This is a genomic window from Bradyrhizobium sp. CCBAU 11434, assembly GCF_028128895.1.
GTDB classification, from domain to species: Bacteria; Pseudomonadota; Alphaproteobacteria; order Rhizobiales; family Xanthobacteraceae; genus Bradyrhizobium; species Bradyrhizobium zhengyangense.
The window spans coordinates 1-19,776 of sequence record NZ_LBJX01000001.1 but is presented as its reverse complement, the minus strand read 5'-3'; the positions used below and the strand labels follow the sequence as shown (position 1 = coordinate 19,776).

Here is a 19,776-nt window from a genome sequence, read left to right as displayed (position 1 = left end):
GTTTCGCGCGTCAGCGCGCGGCCTTCGACGCAAGGTCGGCGATCGACTTCATCACCGCGTCCCGCACGCCGGCATCATAGAGCGAATGTCCGGCTTCTTCCACGATCCTGACCTCGGAACCCGGCCAAACTTTCGCGAGTCGTGCGGATGTCTCAGGAGGGCACAACAGGTCGTAGCGGCCTTGCACGATAATGCCGGGAATGCCGCTGAGCCTCGCGGCGTTCCGCAACAGCTGGTCTTCGCTCATGAAGGAATCGTTGACGAAGTAATGCGCCTCCATGAACGGCGTTGCCGGCAGCGTGCGCCAGACATTCAGCGATGCAAGGTCAATGCGCGTCTTGGTCGCCTTGTGCTCCGACAGCGCGCGCTCGGTGTCGTGCCAGGCGCGCGAGGCGGGCCCGTGCACGGCCGTATCAGGATCGAGGATGCGGCGATAATAGGCCTGCACCGGTTGCGCGCGTTCCTCCGGCGGCAGCACGCTCAGAAAATCCTCGTGCAGCGCCGGATAGAATTGCGCCAGGCGCGAGGTGAAGGCGGTCTCGACCTCCGCCTGCGTGCCCAGAAAGGTCGCGCGCAGCGCAATGCCGGAGACGCGCTCGGGATGAGCCTCTGCATAAGCCAGCGCCAGCGTCGCGCCCCAGGATCCGCCGACCACCATCCAGCGCTCGAAGGCGAACTTTTCGCGGATCCTCTCCATGTCCGCGATCAGATGCGCCGTGGTGTTGTGCTCGCGCGAGCCCTTCGGGCGACTGCGGCCGCAGCCGCGCTGGTCGAACAGCACGGCATGCATGCGCTCGGGATCAAACAGCCGGCGATGATCGGGCTGACAGCCGCTGCCCGGCCCGCCATGCAGATAGATCGCCGGAATGCCGTCGGCGCGGCCGACGCTCTCGACATAGAGCTCGTGGCCGTCGCCGACGTCGAGCATGTCTGAGGTCAGCGGTGCAAAGGGATCGGCGCGCCTGGCGGCGGTGCCTGCGTCGGCGTCAGGCATCATTCCCGGGTTCCAGGGTGCCACCGGCAAAGTTGCGATAGAGGAAGCGATTGGTCTCGCCCTCGGCCTCGCGCTCGGCCTGCTTGAAGATGGTCTCGTGCAGCGGCGACAGCGCGCAGGCCGGATCGGTGTTGGCGGCATCGCCCGTCAGCGCAAAGGCCTGGCAGCGGCAGCCGCCGAAATCGATCTCGCGGAATTCGCAGGTCTTGCACGGCTCTTTCATCCAGCCGGTGCCGCGATAGCGGTTGAAGGCCTCGGAGTTCTGCCAGATCCAGGCGATCGAATGGTTCGAGCGCAGCGACAGGAACTCGAGCCCGGTGATGCTCTCGGCGGCGTGGCAGGGCAGCACCTTGCCCGCGGGGGAGATGTTGAAGAATTGTCGGCCCCAGCCGCCCATGCATTTCTTCGGCCGCAGCGCGTAATAATCAGGCACGACGTAGTCGATCGACAGCGTGCCCTTCAGCCGCTCGCGCGCCTCCTCGACGAGGCGGGTGCACTCATCGAGTTGCGCCACTGTCGGCATCAGTGCGGCGCGGTTCTTCAGTGCCCAGCCGTAATATTGGACATTAGCGACCTCGAGCCGGTCGGCGTCGAGATCGACGGACATCTGGATGATCTCGGGAAGCTGGTGCAGGTTCTGCCGGTGCATCACCGCGTTCACGGTGAGCGGCAGGTCGAGCTCGCGCGTCCATTTCGCCACTTCGAGCTTCTTGCGGTGGCCGCCCTTGTAGCCGGCGACGCGATCGGCGAGGCCTTCCTCGATGCCCTGGAACGAGATCTGCACATGGCAGAGCCCGGCGTCCGCGAGCTCGCCGAGCTTCTCGCGCGTCAGCAGCACGGCGGAGGTGATGAGGTTGGTGTAGAGCCCGACGTCGCTGGCATGCTTGACCAGCTCGACCAGGTCCTTCCGTGCGGTCGGCTCGCCGCCGGAGAAGTGCACCTGCAGCACGCCGATCTCGGCGAGCTCGCTCAAAACCTTCTTCCATTCCTCGGTCGTCAGCTCCTTGCCCGAGCGGTCGAGCTCGACCGGGTTGGAGCAATAGGGGCATTGCAGCGGGCAGCGATGGGTGATCTCCAGCAGCACTGCGAGCGGAATGCCGAAGGTCTCAGCCGTCGAGCGGGCCTTCTCCAGCACCGCGAGGCTGTCGCTTGTGTCGGGCGGGATGGTCGGGAGCACATCGCTCATGGCGTCTTCTCCCTGATCTCGGTGAGGAACCCCTTGTCGGCGAGATCCTGCAGCATGGCGATGACATCAGTCAGGATCGCCTCGCGCGGCGCGGCGTATTTCGCCGCCAGTTGATCGGCGACATCGCCGACATTGCGCTTGCCGTCGCAGAGCTGCAAGACCTCGACTGCGATCTCATCCGGCGCCAGCACGCGTTCCGGCGCGAGGATCACCCAGACCTTGCGCGTCTCGTCATATTTCAGCTTGGCATGCCGCGGCAGCACGGGGCGGCTTGCCTCGCCGACGCTGATGTTCCGCGGCCCGGCCATGCCCCTATCCCTCAACTCGCTTTGGGCACGAACGCGCCCGGCGGAATGTTACCTTCGACATAGGCATGATAGAGCGCGTCGAGCTGCACCCACAACACGTTGGTCTTGAAGATCAGCGCATTGCAGACGGAAGCCCGCTCTTCCGGCGTCCGCGCATGCGTCCTCACATAATCGAGCGCGAAATTGGCATCGCGCGGCGCCTGCGTCAGGCGGCGCTTGAAATAGCTCATGATGTCAGGATTGACGAAATCATAGTGCTCCAGCATGCCGGCGATGCGCTCTTCGTGCAAATTGGGCGCGAACAGCTCGGTGAGCGAGGAGGCGATCGCCTCCAGCGGGCTCTTTTCGCGACAGAAATGCACGTAAGCCTCGACCGCGAAGCGCGTCGCGGGGAGAATGCCTTCGGTGGATTCCACATAGGCCGTGTCGAGGCCGAGACCTTCGGTCAGCTTCAGCCAGCGCTCGATGCCGCCCTCGCTGCCGACATCGCCGTCATGGTCCTCGATGCGGTGGCGCCATTCCAGGCGCGTGGCGCGGTCGCGGAAACGCGAGATCACCACCGCGTCCTTGATCGGGATCGTGCTCTGGTAATAGTAGCGGTTCAGCGCCCAGGCCTGCACCTGGCCCTTGTTCAGCTTGCCGCCGTGCAGCAGCTTATGGAACGGATGCAGGCTGTGATAGCGCGTCGCGCCGATATGGCGCAGCGTCGCCTCCAGCTCCTCGGCGCTCGTGAGCTTGATGTCCTTGCCGATCGAGAGCGCAGTCATTCCCGTCATGGATGCAGCATTCACAGCACAATCTCCGTTCCGTCGGCGGGTATCTGCCAGCCCGCGCCCTCGGCCGTCTTGCGTTCAGGCGATGCAGGCAGCAGTGCCGGGTTCGAGTTGTTGATATGTAGAAATATCTTTCTGCCGATCGAGAGATCGGCGAGCCGCGCGATCGCGCCGTCGTCGCCGGACATCGCGACATGGCCCATGCTCTTGCCGGTTTTGTAGCCGAGCCCGGCCTTGATCATTTCGTCGTCCTGCCAGACCGTGCCGTCGAAGAACACCAGCGCGGCGCCGTCGATCTTGGCCTTCAGCGCATCGGTGACCTCGGCACAGGCGGCGATGAAATAGAAGCACTTGCCGGTGGATTTGTCGGTGATCTTCAGGCCCAGCGTATCGCCATCGCCGCTCGCGCCGCCGGGATGCACCTTGCCTTCGAGATACCAGGCCGATTTGCCTGGCACCGCGAAAGGCAGCACCTCGAGCCCTGACCGTGCGCCGTCAGGCAATCGCGGCTCGAAGGGCTCATTGATTCCGATCGGCTGGCGCTGGACGTTCTTCTCGTTCAGCACGTTGAAGATGCTGTTGCTGGCCAGGATCGCCAGCACCTTCTCATGCCCATAAACCGTGAAGGGCGAGCCCTCGCGCATGGATAAGAGGCCGGCGACGGCATCGACTTCGCTGTTGGTCAGGATCACGCCGGCAATGGGCGTGTGGCGCAGTGCGCCCGCCTTGGGATGCAGTTGCGGCGTGGCATTCAATTGCTGGCGCAGATCGGGGGAGGCATTGATCAGGAACCAGTGCTCGCCGTCGCCGCTGAAGGCGACCGAGGCCTGGGTTCGACAAAGCTCTTGGCCGTTTTCACGGGCCGCCCGGCAGCCCTCACACCCGCAATTCCACTGCGGGACTCCGCCGCCAGCCCCGGCGCCCAGGACGACGACGCGAAGCATGATCCGTCTCCTGGAAGCAACGTCGCGAGGTGGATCCTCAGGATCAAAAGGACTTGGACGACACAGTTTCCGTCAGTCGGAAACCGATCGTGACCGAAAGACCCACCTGCGCAGAACGCAGACTAGCCAACCGCTTATTTGCGGGTGGCGCTCACATACATGTTGATTTCCATGCCGCAGGGCACTTCGACGATCTTGGGGGCTTTCCAGGCCATTTCGGCTCTCCATTTTCGTGATTTCGGACGTGTCCGCCCGGGGGTTAAATTACTGCGGGCGTAAAAGTTCGCCAGTGAAATTTTCCCGAGCACAGCCATATTGCGCCGCGAGAAATACGCGGGGAACAGTACTTTCTGGTGATACGGCCTTGCGTCTGGCGCATTCGGTCGCGAACCCTGTCCTGATAAAGCAGTTGTGAGTGCAGTGCAGCTTTCAATCCGATACAGGCCGCTTTAGCTGGATCTCGTGATGCCCAAATATTTCTTCAACACCCGTATCGGCGATGAACTGATCGTGGACCCCGACGGCGAGGATCTGCGCAACCCCGATCGCGCCTGGGAGGTCGCCCGCCAGATGATCCTGGAGGTGGTGAAATCCGAAGGCGCCCAGCCGGCCTTGCTCGAGGCGGTCATCGAGGTGACCGACGATGACGGCGAGATCGTGCTCGAATTCCCCTTCACCGAGGCGCTGCTGGACATCCCGGACGAGTCCGAAACAAGGCATTAGGGGCCTCCGTTCTCTCTCCCCGTCTTTGCGAGGAGCCCTTGCGACGAAGCAATCCAGACTGTCGCCGCGGAGGGATTCTGGATTGCTTCGCGGAGCCTGTCTTCGGGCCGCGCTTCGCGCGGACCCGGTGGCTCGCAATGAAGGAGAATGAGGCGCCAGTTGGGGCCAAACCCGCTCTTCCTCCCTGCGAAATCCGCATGGCTTTGCCGCGATCCCGGCGCTAAAAGACGCCGGTCATACGGAGCAAGTCATGCAAGACCTCTGGCGCCTGTCGGCCGCCGACCTCGCTACCCTCGTGAAATCCAGGAAGGTGTCCGCCCGGGAGGCCGCCAAGGCCGGCCTCGACCGCCTGGATGCCGTCAATCCCAAGCTCAACGCCGTGATCGACCACCGGCCGGAGGACGTGCTCAAGCAGGCCGATGCCGTCGATGCCGCCATCGCCAGGGGTGAGAACCCCGGCGTGCTCGCGGGCGTCCCCGTCACCATCAAGGCCAATGTCGACCAGGAAGGCTTTGCCACCACCAACGGCCTGAAACTTCAGAAGGACCTCATCGCGCGCGAGGACAATCCGGTCGTCGCCAATTTCCGCAAATCCGGCGCGGTTCTGCTTGGGCGCACAAATTGCCCCGCCTTCTCCTATCGCTGGTTCACCACCAATCTCGTCCACGGCGACACCAAGAACCCGCGGGATGCCTCGCTGACCCCCGGCGGCTCGTCCGGCGGCGCCGGCTCGGCGGTTGCGGCCGGGATCGGCCACATCGCCCACGGCACCGACATCGCCGGCTCGATCCGCTATCCAGCCTATGCCTGCGGCGTGCACGGCCTGCGTCCGACCCTCGGCCGCATCCCCGCCTTCAACCCGGCGCTGCCGGAGCGTCCGATCGGGCCGCAGATCATGGCGGTGTCGGGACCGCTAGCCCGCACCGTCAACGATCTCAGGATCTCGCTCGCCGCGATGTCGGCCCGCGACATCCGCGATCCCTGGTTCGCGCCAGTGCCGCTCGAAGGCCCGGCGCGCGAGAAGCGCGCCGCGATCTGCCTCAACCCGGATGGCCTTGGCACCGCGCCGGAGGTGAAGGCCGCCGTGACCGACGCCGGCAAGCGGCTGGAGCGGGCGGGGTGGACCGTTGATGTGATCGAGAACACCCCGCCGATGCGCGAGGCGGTCGAGTGGCAGATCAAGCTGTGGCTCGGCGACGGCTACGAGGCGCAGCTCGAAATGGCCGAGCGCGAGGGCGATCCGGGCGCGTTGGCCTGCCTGCGTGGCATCAGCGCCAGGGTCACGCCGATGGACCAGGTGAAATACGCCAAGGCGCTGACCCGCCGCGCCACGCTGACGCGCGAATGGATGCTGTTCTTCGAAAAATATGCGGTGCTGCTGACGCCGGTCTCGGGCGAATTGCCGTTCCCGGATCATCTCGACCGCAAGGACGAGGAGTCCTTCAAGCGGGTCTGGGAAGCGCAGCTGCCGCAGATTGCCATTCCTTTCATGGGCCTGCCGGGCCTCGTGGTCTCCACCGGCCTCGTCGGCAAGATTCCTGTTGGCGTGCACATCGTCTCCGGCCGCTACCGCGAGGATCTCTGTCTTCTCGCCGGCGAAGCGATCGAGGCGGGCGGCGTGCCGCCGTCGCCGATCGATCCCGTGGGTTAGCGATGCCTGAGATTTACAACTTCAAGGCCAATTCGCTTGCTGGCGAAGAGGTGTCGATGCGCAAGTACGAAGGGCAGGTGCTCTTGATCGTCAACACCGCGAGCAAATGCGGCTTCACGCCGCAATATCGCGGCCTTGAGGATTTGCATCGCGATCTCTCGCCGCGCGGCTTCGCGGTGCTCGGCTTTCCCTGCAACCAGTTCGGCGCGCAGGAGCCGGGGCAGGCGAACGAGATCCAGGCGTTCTGTTCGACCAATTACGATGTCACCTTTCCGCTGTTCGAGAAGATCGACGTCAACGGGCCGAAGGCTCATCCGCTGTACGAGTACCTGAAACGTCAGCAATCCGGCCTGCTTGGTTCCTCCATCAAATGGAATTTCACCAAATTCCTGGTGGACCGTGCCGGCAAGGTGATCGCGCGCTATGCGCCGACCGCACGGCCCGAGGGGCTGCGCAATCAAATCGAAACACTGTTATGAGCGAGACATCAATGAGCGACGAATTTCCTGATCGACTGTCGGTCGACCCCAACAGCCCCTATTACAACGCCGACATCCTCCAGCGCGACGTCGGCATACGCTTCAAGGGCATCGAGAAGACCAACGTCGAGGAGTACTGCATCAGCGAAGGCTGGGTCCGCGTCACCGCGGGCAGCGCCAAGGACCGCTACGGCAACCCGCTGACCATCAAGGTGCACGGGCCCGTGGAGCCGTATTTTCGGGACAAGAAGTAATTGCGACCCGCGCCCTCCGTGTCGTCGTGAGGGGCCGCACTCTCTCCTCGTCATTGCGAGGAGCGCTCTCTCCTCTCGTCATTGCGAGCGCAGCGAAGCAATCCAGAATCTTTCCACGGTGACAGTCTGGATTGCTTCGTCGCTAGAGCTCCTCGCAATGACGACAACAACCACCGAAGGCTGAGCCCCATGTCCGTCCGCATCGTCGACGTCCGCGAAATCACCAAGCCGATCTCGTCCCCGATCCGCAACGCCTATATCGACTTCTCCAAGATGACGACGAGCCTCGTTGCCGTCGTCACCGACGCCGTACGCGACGGCAAGCGCGTCGTCGGCTACGGCTTCAACTCCAACGGTCGTTACGGGCAGGGCGGTCTGATCCGCGAGCGCTTTGCCTCGCGCATCCTCGAAGCCGATCCGAAGAAGCTTCTGAACGAGGCCGGCGACAATCTCGACCCAGACAAGGTCTGGGGCGCGATGATGACCAACGAGAAGCCTGGCGGCCACGGCGAGCGCTCGGTCGCGGTCGGCACCATCGACATGGCAGTGTGGGATGCGGTGGCGAAGATCGCGGGCAAACCGCTGTTCCGCCTGCTGGCCGAGCGCCACGGCGTCGCCGCCAATCCGCACGTCTTCGTCTACGCCGCCGGCGGCTATTATTATCCGGGCAAGGGGCTCTCGATGCTGCGCGGCGAGATGCGCGGCTATCTCGATCGCGGCTACAACGTCGTGAAGATGAAGATTGGCGGCGCTGATATCGACGAGGACCGCAAGCGTATCGAGGCGGTGCTGGAAGAGATCGGCAAGGACGCGAAGCTCGCCGTCGACGCCAACGGCCGCTTCAATCTCGAGACCGGCATCGCCTACGCCAAGATGCTGCGGGACTATCCCTTGTTCTGGTACGAGGAAGCAGGCGATCCCCTCGACTACGCGCTGCAGGCCGCGCTCGCCGAGTTCTATCCAGGCCCGATGGCGACAGGCGAGAATCTCTTCAGCCACCAGGACGCCCGCAATTTGATCCGCTACGGCGGCATGCGCCCGGATCGCGACTGGCTGCAATTCGACTGCGCACTGTCCTACGGCCTGTGCGAATACCAGCGCACGCTCGAGGTCTTGAAGACCTACGGCTGGTCGCCCAGCCGCTGCATTCCCCACGGCGGCCACCAGATGTCGCTCAACATCGCGGCGGGCCTCGGCTTAGGGGGCAACGAAAGCTACCCCGACCTGTTCCAGCCCTATGGCGGCTTCCCGGACGGCGTCCGCGTCGAGAACGGCCACATCACCATGCCCGATCTCCCCGGCATCGGCTTCGAAGGCAAGTCCGACCTCTACAAGGAGATGAAGGCGCTGGCGGAGTAGGTCACACCGCGGCCGCTTTACCCACCGCCATCGGCTGCCGCGCCCCATACATCAACGACCGCCACAGCCATTCGAGCGGGCCATAGCGGTAGCGGCGCAGCCACCAGGCGCTGAACAGCACCTGCGCGATGTAGACCGCGATGCCGATGGCGACGGCCTCGGTGATGCCGAGGCGCCCGAACAGGCCGAGGCCGTAGCCGTAAAAGATCCAGCCGAAGACGATGGACTGTGCGACGTAGTTGGTGAAGGCCATCCGTCCCAGCGGCGCAGCCCAGCCCAGCAGCCGCTTGCCGCGCGCGAAGTTAGCAATGCCGAGAATGGCGGCACCGTAGCCCAGCGCCAGCACGATGGTCCCGAGCGGCTCCATGCCGCCATAGAGCAAGGCCGCGCCGAGAGTGATCGCGGGAAACGCGATGACGAACAGGCCGCGCGTATTCTGCACAAGGCCGCTGCGCCAGGCCAGCGCCCCCAGCAGAAACAGCCCGATCGTGCGCAGGAAGACGAACGCGTGCAGCGAGGCGACCAGAGGAAGTTCGCGCAGGCGAAATGCCAGCACGTCAAGGAAGCCGCCCGTCGCGTAGATGCGGTTGGCATCCGTGACATCGCGCCAGATCACGGCCCTCGAGGGAAACAATCCCTCCGGCGGGAAATCCTGCATGACCAGATACAGCGCCAGGGACACCAGTGCGACGAGAGCGATCAGCCAGCGCGGACCAAACAGCAAAGGCAGCACGATGAATCCGGCCAGCGCATATTCGGTGAGGACGTCGCCGTTCCAGATCAGGCAAAGGTGAATGATGCCGAACCCCAGCAGCACGGCGAGCCGGCGCAACAGCAGCGCGGTGCGGCGTCCGCTCTTGGCAAGCCGGTCGAACTGAATGGCAAGGCCGGCGCCGAACAGCAGCGAGAACAGCGCAAACGCCTTCAGCTCGATCGCCTGCGTCAGGATCATCTCAACGGCGCGATCGATGGGCGAGGCAAGCGTCTCCGGACCCAGAAACTGGTCGAAGATCGAAACGCGAAATTCCATCACGACGTTGATGGCCATCACGCCGAACAGGGCAATGCCCCTGAGCACGTCGATGGCGTCGATTCGATCCGAAGACGGCACCGGCGCTGGAGCTGCGGGACTGTCGGTGATCATGAGAGTCTCGCCGAATCCGATCTTGCGGCAGCTGCGCATGGCAGGGCGTGCAGTTGGAGACCAGGGTGCCGCCACATTCTCTGTCATTGCGAGCGCAGCGAAGCAATCCAGAATCTTTCCGCGGCGGCAGCCTGGATTGCTTCGTCGCAAGGGCTCCTCGCAATGACGACGTGGCGCGAGCGTCTGCGCCCCCCTACGACAACCGCATGTCCAGCAACCTGCGTCCTTCGCCCTTGAGCAGCTTCTTCACCGCGCTCGAGGCCACGACCTCGCCGTCATTGGCGTAGGCTTCGTGGTTCTTCTCGATGTCGTCGAGGCGGTAGAGGTAGTTGACCATCACGCCGGCGGATTCGCGCAGGCCTTTGGGCGAGAGGTCGCCGAGCCAGTTGATGCGCTCCAGCCGCGCGCCGTTGCCGAGATGGAAGCGGGCGACGGAATCGATCAGGCGGCCCTTCGGCGTGCGCGCCTTGAGGAAGTAGTGCGCGGCGAGCGGTTCGATCAGGCTGCGCAGCTGCGCGGTCGTCTCCGGATTCTCATACCATTTGGGATCGTCGAGGCGCTTGAGGATCTCGCGGTCCTCGTCCGACAGCGGCAAATCCTTGTCCTGCTTGATCCATTGCATGAAGCCCGGCACCGGCGACAACGTCACGAAAGTGTCGAGCTTCGGCGTTTCGCGGCGTAGCTCCTCGACCACCTGCTTGATCAGGAAGCTGCCGAAGGAGATGCCGCCGAGACCACGTTGGGTATTTGAGATCGAATAAAAGACGGCGGTGCGCGCCTTCTCGATCGGAAGATGCTGGCGATCGACCGCGAGCAGCGGCGCGATCGCGCCGGGAATGGTCTCGGTCAGCGCCACCTCGACGAAGATCAGGGGCTCGTCGACCATCGCGGGATGGAAAAAGGCATAACAGCGGCGATCGACTGGATCGATGCGGCGGCGCAGATCGTCCCAGTCTGAGATCTCGTGCACGGCTTCATAGCGGATGATCTTTTCGAGGATGTTGGCCGGGGTCGACCAGTCAATCCGGCGCAGCACGAGAAACCCCCTGTTGAACCAAGACGAGAGCAGATGCGAGACGTCGCGGTCGAGTGCCGCGAGATCGGTGTGTCCGTTCATCATGCCGAGCAGATCGGCCCGCATGGCAACGAGATCGCCGGTTCCTCCGGGCGCGCGGTTGAGCCGGCGGATCAGCTCCTGCCGCCGCGGCTCCGAGGCGAAATGCAGTGCGCTCGCGTCCTCATCGCTCGGCTGGGTGCGCCACTTTTCGATCGCCTTGGACAGGCGCTCCCGGTCCGGGCCGAAATCGCGCACCAGCCCTTCGAAGAAGGCGCGGCGGCCGGCCGTATCCAACTCCCCGTAGATGTCGAGCACCTCGCGCGCCATGGCGGTCCCGGAGGCCTCGCCGCGGCCCGACAGCAGCGCATCGCAGAGCGCGATCAGCCCGTCGGCATCCTGCTTGGCGTCAGTGGAATCCCCCCGGCGCAGCAGCGTGCGGCCGCGCTCGGAAATTGTGGCGAGCAGGTCGGAGAAGAAGGCATTGGCCATCTGGGCTTTTCGAATCCGGGTTTGTGCGGTGCGGAAGCTTACACGGGATTTAGGCGGAAGCCGATCACAATCAAGCGGAGGAAGTTGGATTAGGCGGTGCTATGCGCCCCAAGCACACCGTCATGCCCCGGCTTGACCGGGGCATCCAGTACGCCGCGCCTTCTCGGTTCTGGCCGCGCCGTCTCGGAGTACTGGATCGCCCGGTCAAGCCGGGCGATGACACCGAGTGTGAGGCGGCGACGCCACTGAGAGTGGAGCTGCTACCCTACTTCCCCGCAAACTCCGTCGGCGTCCGCCCCGTCACCTGACGGAACGCCGCCGAGAAGGCCGGCACGCTGGCATAACCCAGTTGGGTGGCGAGTTGCTTCACCGAGACATTCGCATCGATGGACAGCCGCTGGATGGCCGCCGCGATCCGCGCACGCTGGCACCAGCTCTTGAAGCTGAGCTGCGTCTCGCTCGAAAACAGCCGCGACAGCGTGCGCGCGGAGGTGCCGACCTCGCGCGCCAGCGTGTCGATGTCGTGCAGGGCTGTGGGATCGTCGAGCACGATCATCGCGGCGCGACGGCAGCGCGGTTCGTGCGGCAGCGGCACGAAGGTCGCGGAATCCTCGGCCTGGTGCAATTCCAGCATCACCAGGCGGACCAGCAGCTCGGTGCGCTCCTCGGTGTTGCGCGGATCGAACAGCGCCAGGATCGCCTGGTTGAGCAGCGGCGACACCCGCACCACGAATTCCCGGGTCAATCCCTCGTAGCGCTTTTCGCGCTTGAGCCAGGCGAGGTCGAAATACAGCGTGCGCATCTCGATGTCGGCGAGCAGGTCGATGGCATGCTCGAGCCCGGCCGGAACCCAGACCGCGCGGTCCGGCGGCACCAGCCAGCGCCCGCCGGGCGTCGCCACCTGCATCGTGCCCTTCGCCGCATAGATCAGCTGCGCTTCGCGATGCATGTGCAGATCGATCCGCATGCCCCTGGGGTAGTCGCGCGCGACCAGGTGCACGCCCGCGGGCGAGCGATGGTTGCTCTGGACCTCCCTCAGGATTGGCGTTTCCAAGACAGTCATTGGCAGCATCCCGTCATGCCAAGGACATATAACTCATTTCGGAGCAGGAGAGGATTCCGAATGAACAGCCCTGTCAGGGTCATCAGTTTCGTCAACGCCGGTCATTTCATCGACCATTATGCGATGCTCATTTTCGCCGCCGCCGTGATCATCATGGGGCCGGCGCTTGGCATGGCCTATTCGGAACTGCTGCCTTACGCGACCCCCGGTTTCATCGCCTTCGGCGCCGGCTCGCTGCTGACGGGCTGGCTCGGGGACCGCTGGAGCCGCCGCCACATGATGTTGATCTTCTTCGTCGGCATCGGCGCCTCCATGATCTCGGTCGGCTTCGTGCAGACGCCCGTGCAACTCGGCGCCGCGCTGCTCGCGATCGGCATCTTTGCCTCGATCTATCATCCTGTCGGCACGGCGATGATCGTGTCCTATGCCGAGAGGCTCGGCCGCGAGATGGGCATCAACGGTGTCTGGGGCAATCTCGGCGTCGCCTCGTCGGCGCTGGTCACCGGTGTGATCGGCCAGTATCTCGGCTGGCGTTTTGCGTTCATCATCCCCGGAATCGTCACCATCCTGATCGGCCTCGCCTTCGCGATGCTGGTCGTGCATGAGGACCGCAAGGGCAGCAAGCAGGCCGCGGCGCAGGCGCGGGTGGCAAAACAGGACATGTGGCGCGTGGTGCTCTCGCTGCTGATCGTCGTGATCGCGATCTCCACCACCTTCAACGCCGTCACCGTCGCGCTGCCGAAGCTGTTCGCGGAGCGGCTTGCCGATCTTACCAAAAGCCCCGCGCTGCTGGGCGTGATCGCCGCCTGCGTCTATGTGTTCGGCGCGATGACGCAATACACGATCGGCCGGCTGCTCGACCGCTATTCGCTGAAGACGGTGGCCTTGCCGCTGTCCTTCATGCTGGCGCCGTTCCTGTATCTGGCCGCGAGCCTGAACAATCTGCCGCTGATTGTTGTTTCGATCGGCATCGTCATGGGCGCGTTCGGGCAGGTCACGGTGAACGATGCCATGGTCGGCAAATACACCAGTGAGGAATGGCGCTCGCGCGCCTATGCCGTGCGGTACTTCATCGGCTTCACGGCGGCCGGCGCCTCGGTCGGCCTCGTCGCCTGGCTCTACGAGCAGGGCGGCTTCGTGACGATGCTGCACGCATTTGCCGGCCTGTGCCTGCTGGCGATTGCGGCGGCGATCATCCTGCCGCGCGAGATCCGAACGCCCGCTGCGGCGTGAGGGAAGGGCTAGGCGACTTCCCGCACCATCTCCTGCGGCGTGGCCAGGCATGATCTGACGCAGGCCTGCGCCAGCAGGTCGGTGGGATCAAGCAATGCCGCGCCGATATCGCCGTCGAAGGCGGCGAGGGCCAGGGGGATTTCCGTGCAGGCCATCGCAATGTGCGAGCAGCCCTTGGCTGCGAGCGCTTCTGCTTCCCGACCAAGGATGCCGGCCGCCTCGTCCGTAAGTCCTGCCTTGACGAGACGGATCGCGCGCATGACCTCGGCTTGCGCCTTCGCATCGGGCATCACGCAGACATAGCCGTGCTCGGTGAGACGCTGCTGGTAGATTCCGGCGTGGACCGTGCCGTCGGTCGCAAGCACGCCGAGGGTCGGGGTCGTCCGCTGCCGAGAAAGCGCATCGGCTACGGCATCAACGATGTGGAGGATCGGCACCGACGTCTCGGCCTGGAGCGCGCCGTGCCAATGATGCGCCGTGTTGCAGGGGATCGCGATGCGGGTCGCGCCTGACAGCTCGAGCCGGCGCAGGGCATTCAGCATGGCGGGAAAGGGATCGGAGCCCTGGCCGAGAATGGCGGCGGTGCGGTCGGGCACATCGGTCGCCGAACACACCACCATCTGGATGTGGTCCTGGTCGCGGGACGCGGGGGTGTTCCCGACGATCTTGCTCATGAAATCCACAGTCGCCATCGGGCCCATGCCGCCCAGAATGCCAAGCATCGAAGTCTCCTTGCCTGAGGCCATGGTGCATGGCTGCTTCGGCCAAATCCAATGCCTGTTCAGAACGGCGTATGCAGTTTCTACATAGTTTTGAGAGCGGCAGCCTGCGCGGCGTTCCAGACCTTTTCCACGATCGGCCTGGTTCGCCGTGCGCTGCGATAGAGCCGGACCTCCAGGGGAATCTCCGGCCCCACGATCGAGAGGGTGGCCTCATCCAGCTCCCGGGCCACCAGGCTGCGCGGCAGCCAGGCCAGGCCGTAGCCCTCCAGCGCCATGAACTTCAGCCCCTCGGCCATGGCATTCTCGTTGGTGTGAGTCACATGCGCGGGCGGTGAGCCGGCCTGGGCCTGGGCGAAGGTGGCGACCCGCCCCAGGAACGAGTTCGAGGCGTAGCTGAGCAGGGGCAGCGAAGCTGTGTCGTCTCCTGCTAACGCCGTGCTGCGGACGGCGACGAAACTGTCCATGCCGACGACGATATGCGGGTAGAGCTCCGGCTCCAGCAGGATCGGCACATTGGCGTGGTGGAAGGTGAGCAGGAAATCGTAGCTGCTCTCGACGAGCGCCTGCAGGCAACTGTGAAAATCGTCGGGCAGCAGGCGGCTGCCGATCGGCCCGACGTCCTTCTCGATGGTCCGGAACCAGCGCGGAAAGAAGTGCATCGACAGCGTGTGCAGCGCGGCGATCGAGACGACTTGCGTGCTCGGCCGCTTGCTCGCCTGAAGCGCGAGACGGCTCGCATGGAGCATGCGAACCGTTTCTTCCGCGGTCTCCAGGAGTTCGCGCCCTTCGGCGGTCAGCGTCGTCGGGTAGCTGCTGCGGTCGACAAGGGACACACCGAGCCAGAGCTCCAGCGCCTGGATTCGGCGACTGAACGCAGATTGCGTCACGTGCCGCTCATCGGCCGCGCGTGAGAAGCTGCGGGTCCGCGCCAGGCTGAGAAAATCCTCCAGCCATTTCAATTCCATCGTGTCTGCTCCGGTGTTCGCCCTGGCGAAGATGCCCCGATCCTCAGGGGAAATCTATGCAAAATCGGAATAGAGCTTGCCGGCATAACATTGGACGGCCCGCCGTCGTCAGGCGCATGCATCGCCCCCGCAACGCCAAGCCTCCGCGCGAGGCTCACGGCCACGATCACTGTCTCCGGACAACGGAGCTGACGAGCGGGAGATGACATGCGGACGGAACATGATCTGCTTGGTGATCGCGAGGTGCCTCGTGAGGCCTATTACGGCGTCCACACCATGCGCGCCGTCGAGAATTTTCCGATCTCAGGGATCGCGATCTCGGCCTATCCCGAGCTGATCGGTGCGCTCGCTGCCATCAAGCAGGCGGCAGCCCTGTCCAACATGGAGCTCGGTCTTCTCGACCAGCGACGCGGGCGGGCCATCGTCGCGGCGTGCGAGGAGTTGCGCGCCGGCCGGCTTCACGACCAGTTCGTCGTTGACGTCATCCAGGGCGGCGCCGGCACCTCCACCAACATGAACGCCAATGAGGTGATCGCGAACCGGGCCCTGGAGATTCTCGGCCATGCCAGGGGCGAGTACGCCGCGTTGCATCCGAACGAACACGTCAACATGAGCCAAAGCACCAACGACGTGTACCCCACGGCGCTGAAGATCGCGACCTCGCATGGCTTGCAGACTCTCGTGAAGGCGATGGACGTCCTGCGCCTCGCCTTCGCCGGCAAGGCCGCAGAATTCAAGGACGTGTTGAAGATGGGTCGGACCCAGTTGCAGGACGCGGTGCCGATGACGCTGGGGCAGGAGTTCAACACCTACGCCGTCATGATCGGCGAGGATCAGGAGCGGCTCCGCGAAGCGGGACGCCTGATCCACGAGATCAACATGGGCGCAACCGCTATCGGCACCGGCATCAACGCCCACCCGGACTATGCGCGTCTCGTCTGCCGTTACCTGAATGCGATCACGGGATTGCCGCTGGTGACCGCGCCTGATCTGGTCGAGGCGACGCAGGATTGCGGTGCGTTCGTTCAGATCTCGGGCGTGCTGAAGCGCGTCGCGGTCAAGATCTCAAAAATCTGCAACGACCTCCGGTTGCTTTCGAGCGGGCCGCGGGCCGGGTTCGGCGAGATCAATTTGCCGGCGGTCCAGGCCGGCTCCTCGATCATGCCCGGCAAGGTCAATCCTGTCATTCCGGAGGTCGTTAACCAGGTCGCCTTCGAAGTGATCGGCAACGACGTCACGGTGACCATGGCCGCCGAAGCCGGCCAGTTGCAGCTCAATGCGTTCGAGCCGATCATTGCGCACAGCCTGTTCAAGAGCATCAGTCATCTCAGTCAGGCGTGCCTGACGCTGGAGCGCGGCTGCGTCACAGGCATCACCGCCAACCGCGACCGTCTCAGGGCCGATGTCGAGAACTCGATCGGCCTCGTGACGGCACTCAATCCTTACATCGGTTATGCGGCCGCGACGGCGGTCGCCGTGGAGGCGCATGCGTCCGGCCGCGGCGTTGCCGAGCTCGTGCGCGAACGGGGCCTGCTCACCGAGGCCACGCTTGCGGCGATCCTGAAGCCCGAGATGCTGACGCGGCCGCAAAGCCTTGCCGCCGCGGACCAGGACGGCCGCCAGCCACAGCCGATTTGCTGAAGCCATCACGCAACAGCGTCAGCACGCCGATTGGGTCGCCGCGCGTGGCCCAACATGATCAGACGCACCCAAGGGAGGAGATGAGAAATGACAGTGAATGCCGACAATTCACCGGCGCGATCCAACCGCCTGACCAACGCTCTCGTGGTCAGCCTTCTGCTCGGCATCCTGGCGGGCTACGCCTGCCACGAGCTGGCGCCGACGCCGGAGACCGCGAAGAACATTGCGGGCTATTTCTCTATTGTCACCGACGTGTTCCTGCGCATGATCAAGATGATCATTGCGCCGCTGGTGTTCGCCACGATCGTGTCGGGGATTACCAGCCTCGGCTCCGAAGGCGGAGCGGTCGGCCGCATTGCTGCGAGATCCATGGGCTGGTTTGTCTCGGCCTCGCTCGTTTCTCTTGGTCTCGGCATGGTCTTTGCGAACCTGTTCGCGCCGGGGCGGGGTTTGCAGCTGCCGCTTCCTAATGTAGATGCTTCCACCACGTTGCAGACCGCCGGCTTCAATCTGAAGGACTTCATCACCCACGTCTTTCCGACCAGCATCGCCCAGGCCATGTCGACGAACGAGATCCTGCAGATCCTCGTCTTCGCGGTGTTCTTCGGGCTCGCGCTCAGCCGGCTGAAGACGAGCCATGCCAGGACCATCGCGTCGTCGATCGACGAGCTGGTCCACATCATGCTGCAGATCACGAACTTCGTGATGAAGTTCGCGCCGCTCGGCGTGTTTGCGGCCATTGCGGCTGTCATCACCACGCAGGGGCTTGGCGTGCTCCTGACCTACGGCAAGTTCATCGCGACGTTCTATTTCAGCCTGGCTGTGCTCTGGACTGTCCTTGTTCTCGTTGGCCTGCTGGCGCTCGGCCGGCCCGTCCTTCAACTCCTCGGCCTCTTGCGTCAGCCGATGCTGCTCGCCTTCTCGACCGCAAGCAGCGAGGCCGCGTACCCCAAGATGATCGAGCAATTGACGAAGTTCGGCGTCAGCGAGCGCATCTCGGGCTTCGTGCTGCCGCTGGGCTATTCGTTCAACCTCGACGGTTCGATGATGTACCAGGCCTTCGCGGCCCTGTTCATCGCCCAGGCCTACGGCATCGAGCTCAGCTTCACGCAGCAGCTTGTCATGCTGCTGGTGATGATGGTGACCAGCAAGGGGATCGCCGGCGTGCCGCGCGCCGGGCTCGTGGTCGTTGCCGCGACCCTGCCGATGTTCAATCTGCCGGTGGGCGGCATGCTTCTCGTGATGGGCATCGACCAGTTCCTGGACATGGGCCGGACCATGACCAACGTCATCGGCAACGGCATTGCGACGGCCGCCGTGGCGAGGTGGGAAGACAAGCGTGGTCTGGTCGAAGAGGGAGTGTCCGAGACCGTAGTGCCAGCCGTCGTCGTCGCCGGTGCGGCGGGCGGATGAGCCGGTTGGTCCGCCCGCTCTCGAGAAAACTCTGCGCGTGATTCAAAGGCCCCGGGAGATGTCCCGGGGCCTCAGGCCGGTGAAAGGCTGCGCGCTCAATGTTTCGGGCTGCGGCCGCGGATGTGGTCAAAGCCCTGCTTGATTGCGGCGAAGCGCGCTTCGACGAACGGCTCGAATTCGAGGTCGGTGAAGATATATGGCCAGTCGTTTTCGACGCCTTCGCGGACGAGCTCACCGACATAGAGGGGATCAATGCCCTGAGAGACGCGTTCACGGATCATATTGATCTGCTCGGCACGCGGGCCCGAAGTCGGCATGGCAGGGACTCCCTCCTCGAAGCGTTTGGGGACATTGCGCCTTGAGTTCACGATTTGAGTGCGGATGAACCCGGGACACAGCACGGATACGCCAATCCCGCGCGGGGCGAGTTCAAGCCGCAGGCCCTCGGACAGCGCGACCACACCATATTTTGAAACGTTGTATGCATTGCTCGCCCCTGAAATCAGGCCGGCGATCGAGGCTGTAGAGACGATGTGTCCACCCTCGCCATGTTGCTCGATCAACGGCCCGAAGATCTCGATCCCCCAAATGGTCGCCATCAAATTGACGCCCAGGGTCCAATTCCACGACGCCTCGGTCCAGGTGCCATAGGGCCCGCCGCCGCCGACACCTGCATTGTTGACGAGGATATGCACCTTGCCGTAGCGGGCGGTCGTGGCTTCAGCGGCCGCCACGAGCTCGGCTTTGAGTGAGACGTCGGCCTTCACGCCCTCGACATCGGCGTTGGTGAGCTTCAGTTGCTTGAGCGCCGCGGACAGCGCCTCTTCTTCAATGTCGCAAAGCATCACTTTCGCCCCCGCCTGGGCGAAAGCGGTCGCGATCCCCAGGCCAATGCCTGACGCCGCACCGGTCACGAACGCAGTCTTTCCAGCGAGTTCTTTCACGCGCATTCTCCTCCGGCAAACCAAGACTCTTGCAACACAACGTCAAGTGTCGCCGAACGGCATATGATCGCACTTTCGAGCGATTTGGAAGCCTGTCGAATGTCCGCGTCTGGCCCTCCACGTCAGTTGCTGGGCCGACGAGGGTTCGAAAGCGCAGCGGACGTGGTCTATTCATGAACCATCACTATTGCCGCCATGCACCGCTAACGGCGCAGGCTGTGCCGGCAGTTGCGGTCGCTCGTGCGGCTGGCGGATAGGCTGCTAGCAAGGGCGCATACTCATAAACCTAGGATGTCCGCTAATTCCCCAACAGCGGCACAGGAGCAGACATTGCAGGAGGTCCGAGAAGGGCCAAAGGACTAAACCGCTCGCGCGGTAGGGGCCGGCAGCCGGCAGCACGGCTGAGAGGATAGCGCAACGAGGCGTCCTGTCTT

Annotated in this window: 19 protein-coding genes and 1 pseudogene; 8 read left to right on the top strand and 12 right to left on the bottom strand. The window is 64.1% G+C overall.

The features are described 5' to 3' along the window. Window positions 1-10 precede the first annotated feature (10 nt). The 6 genes from pip to pqqA form a co-directional block, all read right to left on the bottom strand. Window positions 11-997 (bottom strand): prolyl aminopeptidase, encoded by a 987-nt coding sequence (gene pip / locus XI06_RS00100; protein ID WP_237862609.1) that lies wholly within the window; start codon window positions 995-997, stop codon window positions 11-13. After that, window positions 987-2,180 (bottom strand): pyrroloquinoline quinone biosynthesis protein PqqE, encoded by a 1,194-nt coding sequence (gene pqqE, locus XI06_RS00095; protein ID WP_237873781.1) that lies wholly within the window; start codon window positions 2,178-2,180, stop codon window positions 987-989. Before pqqE ends, pip begins: the two co-directional genes overlap by 11 nt. Then, the gene (gene pqqD, locus XI06_RS00090; protein ID WP_237862607.1) at window positions 2,177-2,488 is read right to left on the bottom strand and encodes a pyrroloquinoline quinone biosynthesis peptide chaperone PqqD; all 312 of its coding nucleotides are present in this window, start codon (window positions 2,486-2,488) and stop codon (window positions 2,177-2,179) included. The genes pqqE and pqqD overlap by 4 nt, the downstream gene beginning before the upstream one ends. A gap of 11 nt (window positions 2,489-2,499) precedes the next feature. After that, window positions 2,500-3,279, bottom strand: coding sequence for a pyrroloquinoline-quinone synthase PqqC (gene pqqC / locus XI06_RS00085; protein WP_237862606.1), 780 nt, complete (start codon window positions 3,277-3,279; stop codon window positions 2,500-2,502). Continuing rightward, entirely contained in the window at window positions 3,276-4,205 is a 930-nt protein-coding gene (gene pqqB, locus XI06_RS00080) for a pyrroloquinoline quinone biosynthesis protein PqqB (protein ID WP_271604344.1), read from the bottom strand. The genes pqqC and pqqB overlap by 4 nt, the downstream gene beginning before the upstream one ends. A gap of 134 nt (window positions 4,206-4,339) precedes the next feature. Beyond that, window positions 4,340-4,420 (bottom strand): pyrroloquinoline quinone precursor peptide PqqA, encoded by an 81-nt coding sequence (gene pqqA, locus XI06_RS00075; protein WP_007595659.1) that lies wholly within the window; start codon window positions 4,418-4,420, stop codon window positions 4,340-4,342. A 250-nt stretch (window positions 4,421-4,670) separates the two neighbouring features. On the opposite strand from pqqA, the gene XI06_RS00070 reads away from it, so the two are divergent. From XI06_RS00070 to tarD, 5 genes are all read left to right on the top strand, one after another. Then, window positions 4,671-4,928, top strand: a complete 258-nt coding sequence (locus XI06_RS00070) for a DUF6894 family protein (protein ID WP_237862604.1) — start codon at window positions 4,671-4,673, stop codon at window positions 4,926-4,928. Between the two features lie 250 nt (window positions 4,929-5,178). Continuing rightward, a complete protein-coding gene (locus tag XI06_RS00065) occupies window positions 5,179-6,579 on the top strand; it encodes an amidase family protein (protein ID WP_237873775.1) in 1,401 nt (466 codons plus the stop codon). Between the two features lie 2 nt (window positions 6,580-6,581). Next, the gene (locus XI06_RS00060) at window positions 6,582-7,058 is read left to right on the top strand and encodes a glutathione peroxidase (protein WP_237862602.1); all 477 of its coding nucleotides are present in this window, start codon (window positions 6,582-6,584) and stop codon (window positions 7,056-7,058) included. After that, entirely contained in the window at window positions 7,055-7,312 is a 258-nt protein-coding gene (locus XI06_RS00055; protein ID WP_237862601.1) for a DUF3297 family protein, read from the top strand. The genes XI06_RS00060 and XI06_RS00055 overlap by 4 nt, the downstream gene beginning before the upstream one ends. A gap of 189 nt (window positions 7,313-7,501) precedes the next feature. Then, window positions 7,502-8,671 carry a D(-)-tartrate dehydratase gene (gene tarD, locus XI06_RS00050; RefSeq protein WP_271604343.1) on the top strand — a complete coding sequence of 390 codons (1,170 nt, stop codon included), beginning with the start codon at window positions 7,502-7,504 and terminating at the stop codon, window positions 8,669-8,671. Between the two features lies 1 nt (window position 8,672). Here tarD and XI06_RS00045 read toward each other — a convergent pair whose 3' ends face one another. From XI06_RS00045 to XI06_RS00035, 3 genes and pseudogenes are all read right to left on the bottom strand, one after another. Next, window positions 8,673-9,815, bottom strand: coding sequence for a DUF418 domain-containing protein (locus XI06_RS00045; RefSeq protein ID WP_271604342.1), 1,143 nt, complete (start codon window positions 9,813-9,815; stop codon window positions 8,673-8,675). 193 nt (window positions 9,816-10,008) lie between these two features. After that, entirely contained in the window at window positions 10,009-11,361 is a 1,353-nt protein-coding gene (locus XI06_RS00040; RefSeq protein ID WP_271604341.1) for a malonyl-CoA decarboxylase, read from the bottom strand. 268 nt (window positions 11,362-11,629) lie between these two features. Further along, window positions 11,630-12,424 (bottom strand): annotated as a pseudogene (locus XI06_RS00035) (AraC family transcriptional regulator); the annotation flags it as partial. Between the two features lie 60 nt (window positions 12,425-12,484). On the opposite strand from XI06_RS00035, the gene XI06_RS00030 reads away from it, so the two are divergent. Beyond that, window positions 12,485-13,657, top strand: coding sequence for an MFS transporter (locus tag XI06_RS00030; RefSeq protein WP_237891419.1), 1,173 nt, complete (start codon window positions 12,485-12,487; stop codon window positions 13,655-13,657). An 8-nt stretch (window positions 13,658-13,665) separates the two neighbouring features. Here the strand turns inward: XI06_RS00030 and XI06_RS00025 are convergent, their stop codons facing one another. Next, a complete protein-coding gene (locus XI06_RS00025; protein WP_271604340.1) occupies window positions 13,666-14,379 on the bottom strand; it encodes an aspartate/glutamate racemase family protein in 714 nt (237 codons plus the stop codon). A gap of 80 nt (window positions 14,380-14,459) precedes the next feature. Next, window positions 14,460-15,344: a LysR family transcriptional regulator gene (locus tag XI06_RS00020; protein WP_271604339.1), complete on the bottom strand. Its 885-nt coding sequence runs from the start codon at window positions 15,342-15,344 to the stop codon at window positions 14,460-14,462. Window positions 15,345-15,551: 207 nt separating this feature from the next. On the opposite strand from XI06_RS00020, the gene aspA reads away from it, so the two are divergent. Beyond that, window positions 15,552-16,985, top strand: a complete 1,434-nt coding sequence (gene aspA / locus XI06_RS00015; protein ID WP_237862593.1) for an aspartate ammonia-lyase — start codon at window positions 15,552-15,554, stop codon at window positions 16,983-16,985. An 87-nt stretch (window positions 16,986-17,072) separates the two neighbouring features. Continuing rightward, window positions 17,073-18,398 carry a dicarboxylate/amino acid:cation symporter gene (locus tag XI06_RS00010; RefSeq protein ID WP_237862592.1) on the top strand — a complete coding sequence of 442 codons (1,326 nt, stop codon included), beginning with the start codon at window positions 17,073-17,075 and terminating at the stop codon, window positions 18,396-18,398. A gap of 95 nt (window positions 18,399-18,493) precedes the next feature. Here XI06_RS00010 and XI06_RS00005 read toward each other — a convergent pair whose 3' ends face one another. Further along, entirely contained in the window at window positions 18,494-19,348 is an 855-nt protein-coding gene (locus XI06_RS00005) for an SDR family NAD(P)-dependent oxidoreductase (protein ID WP_237871460.1), read from the bottom strand. Window positions 19,349-19,776: the final 428 nt, after the last annotated feature.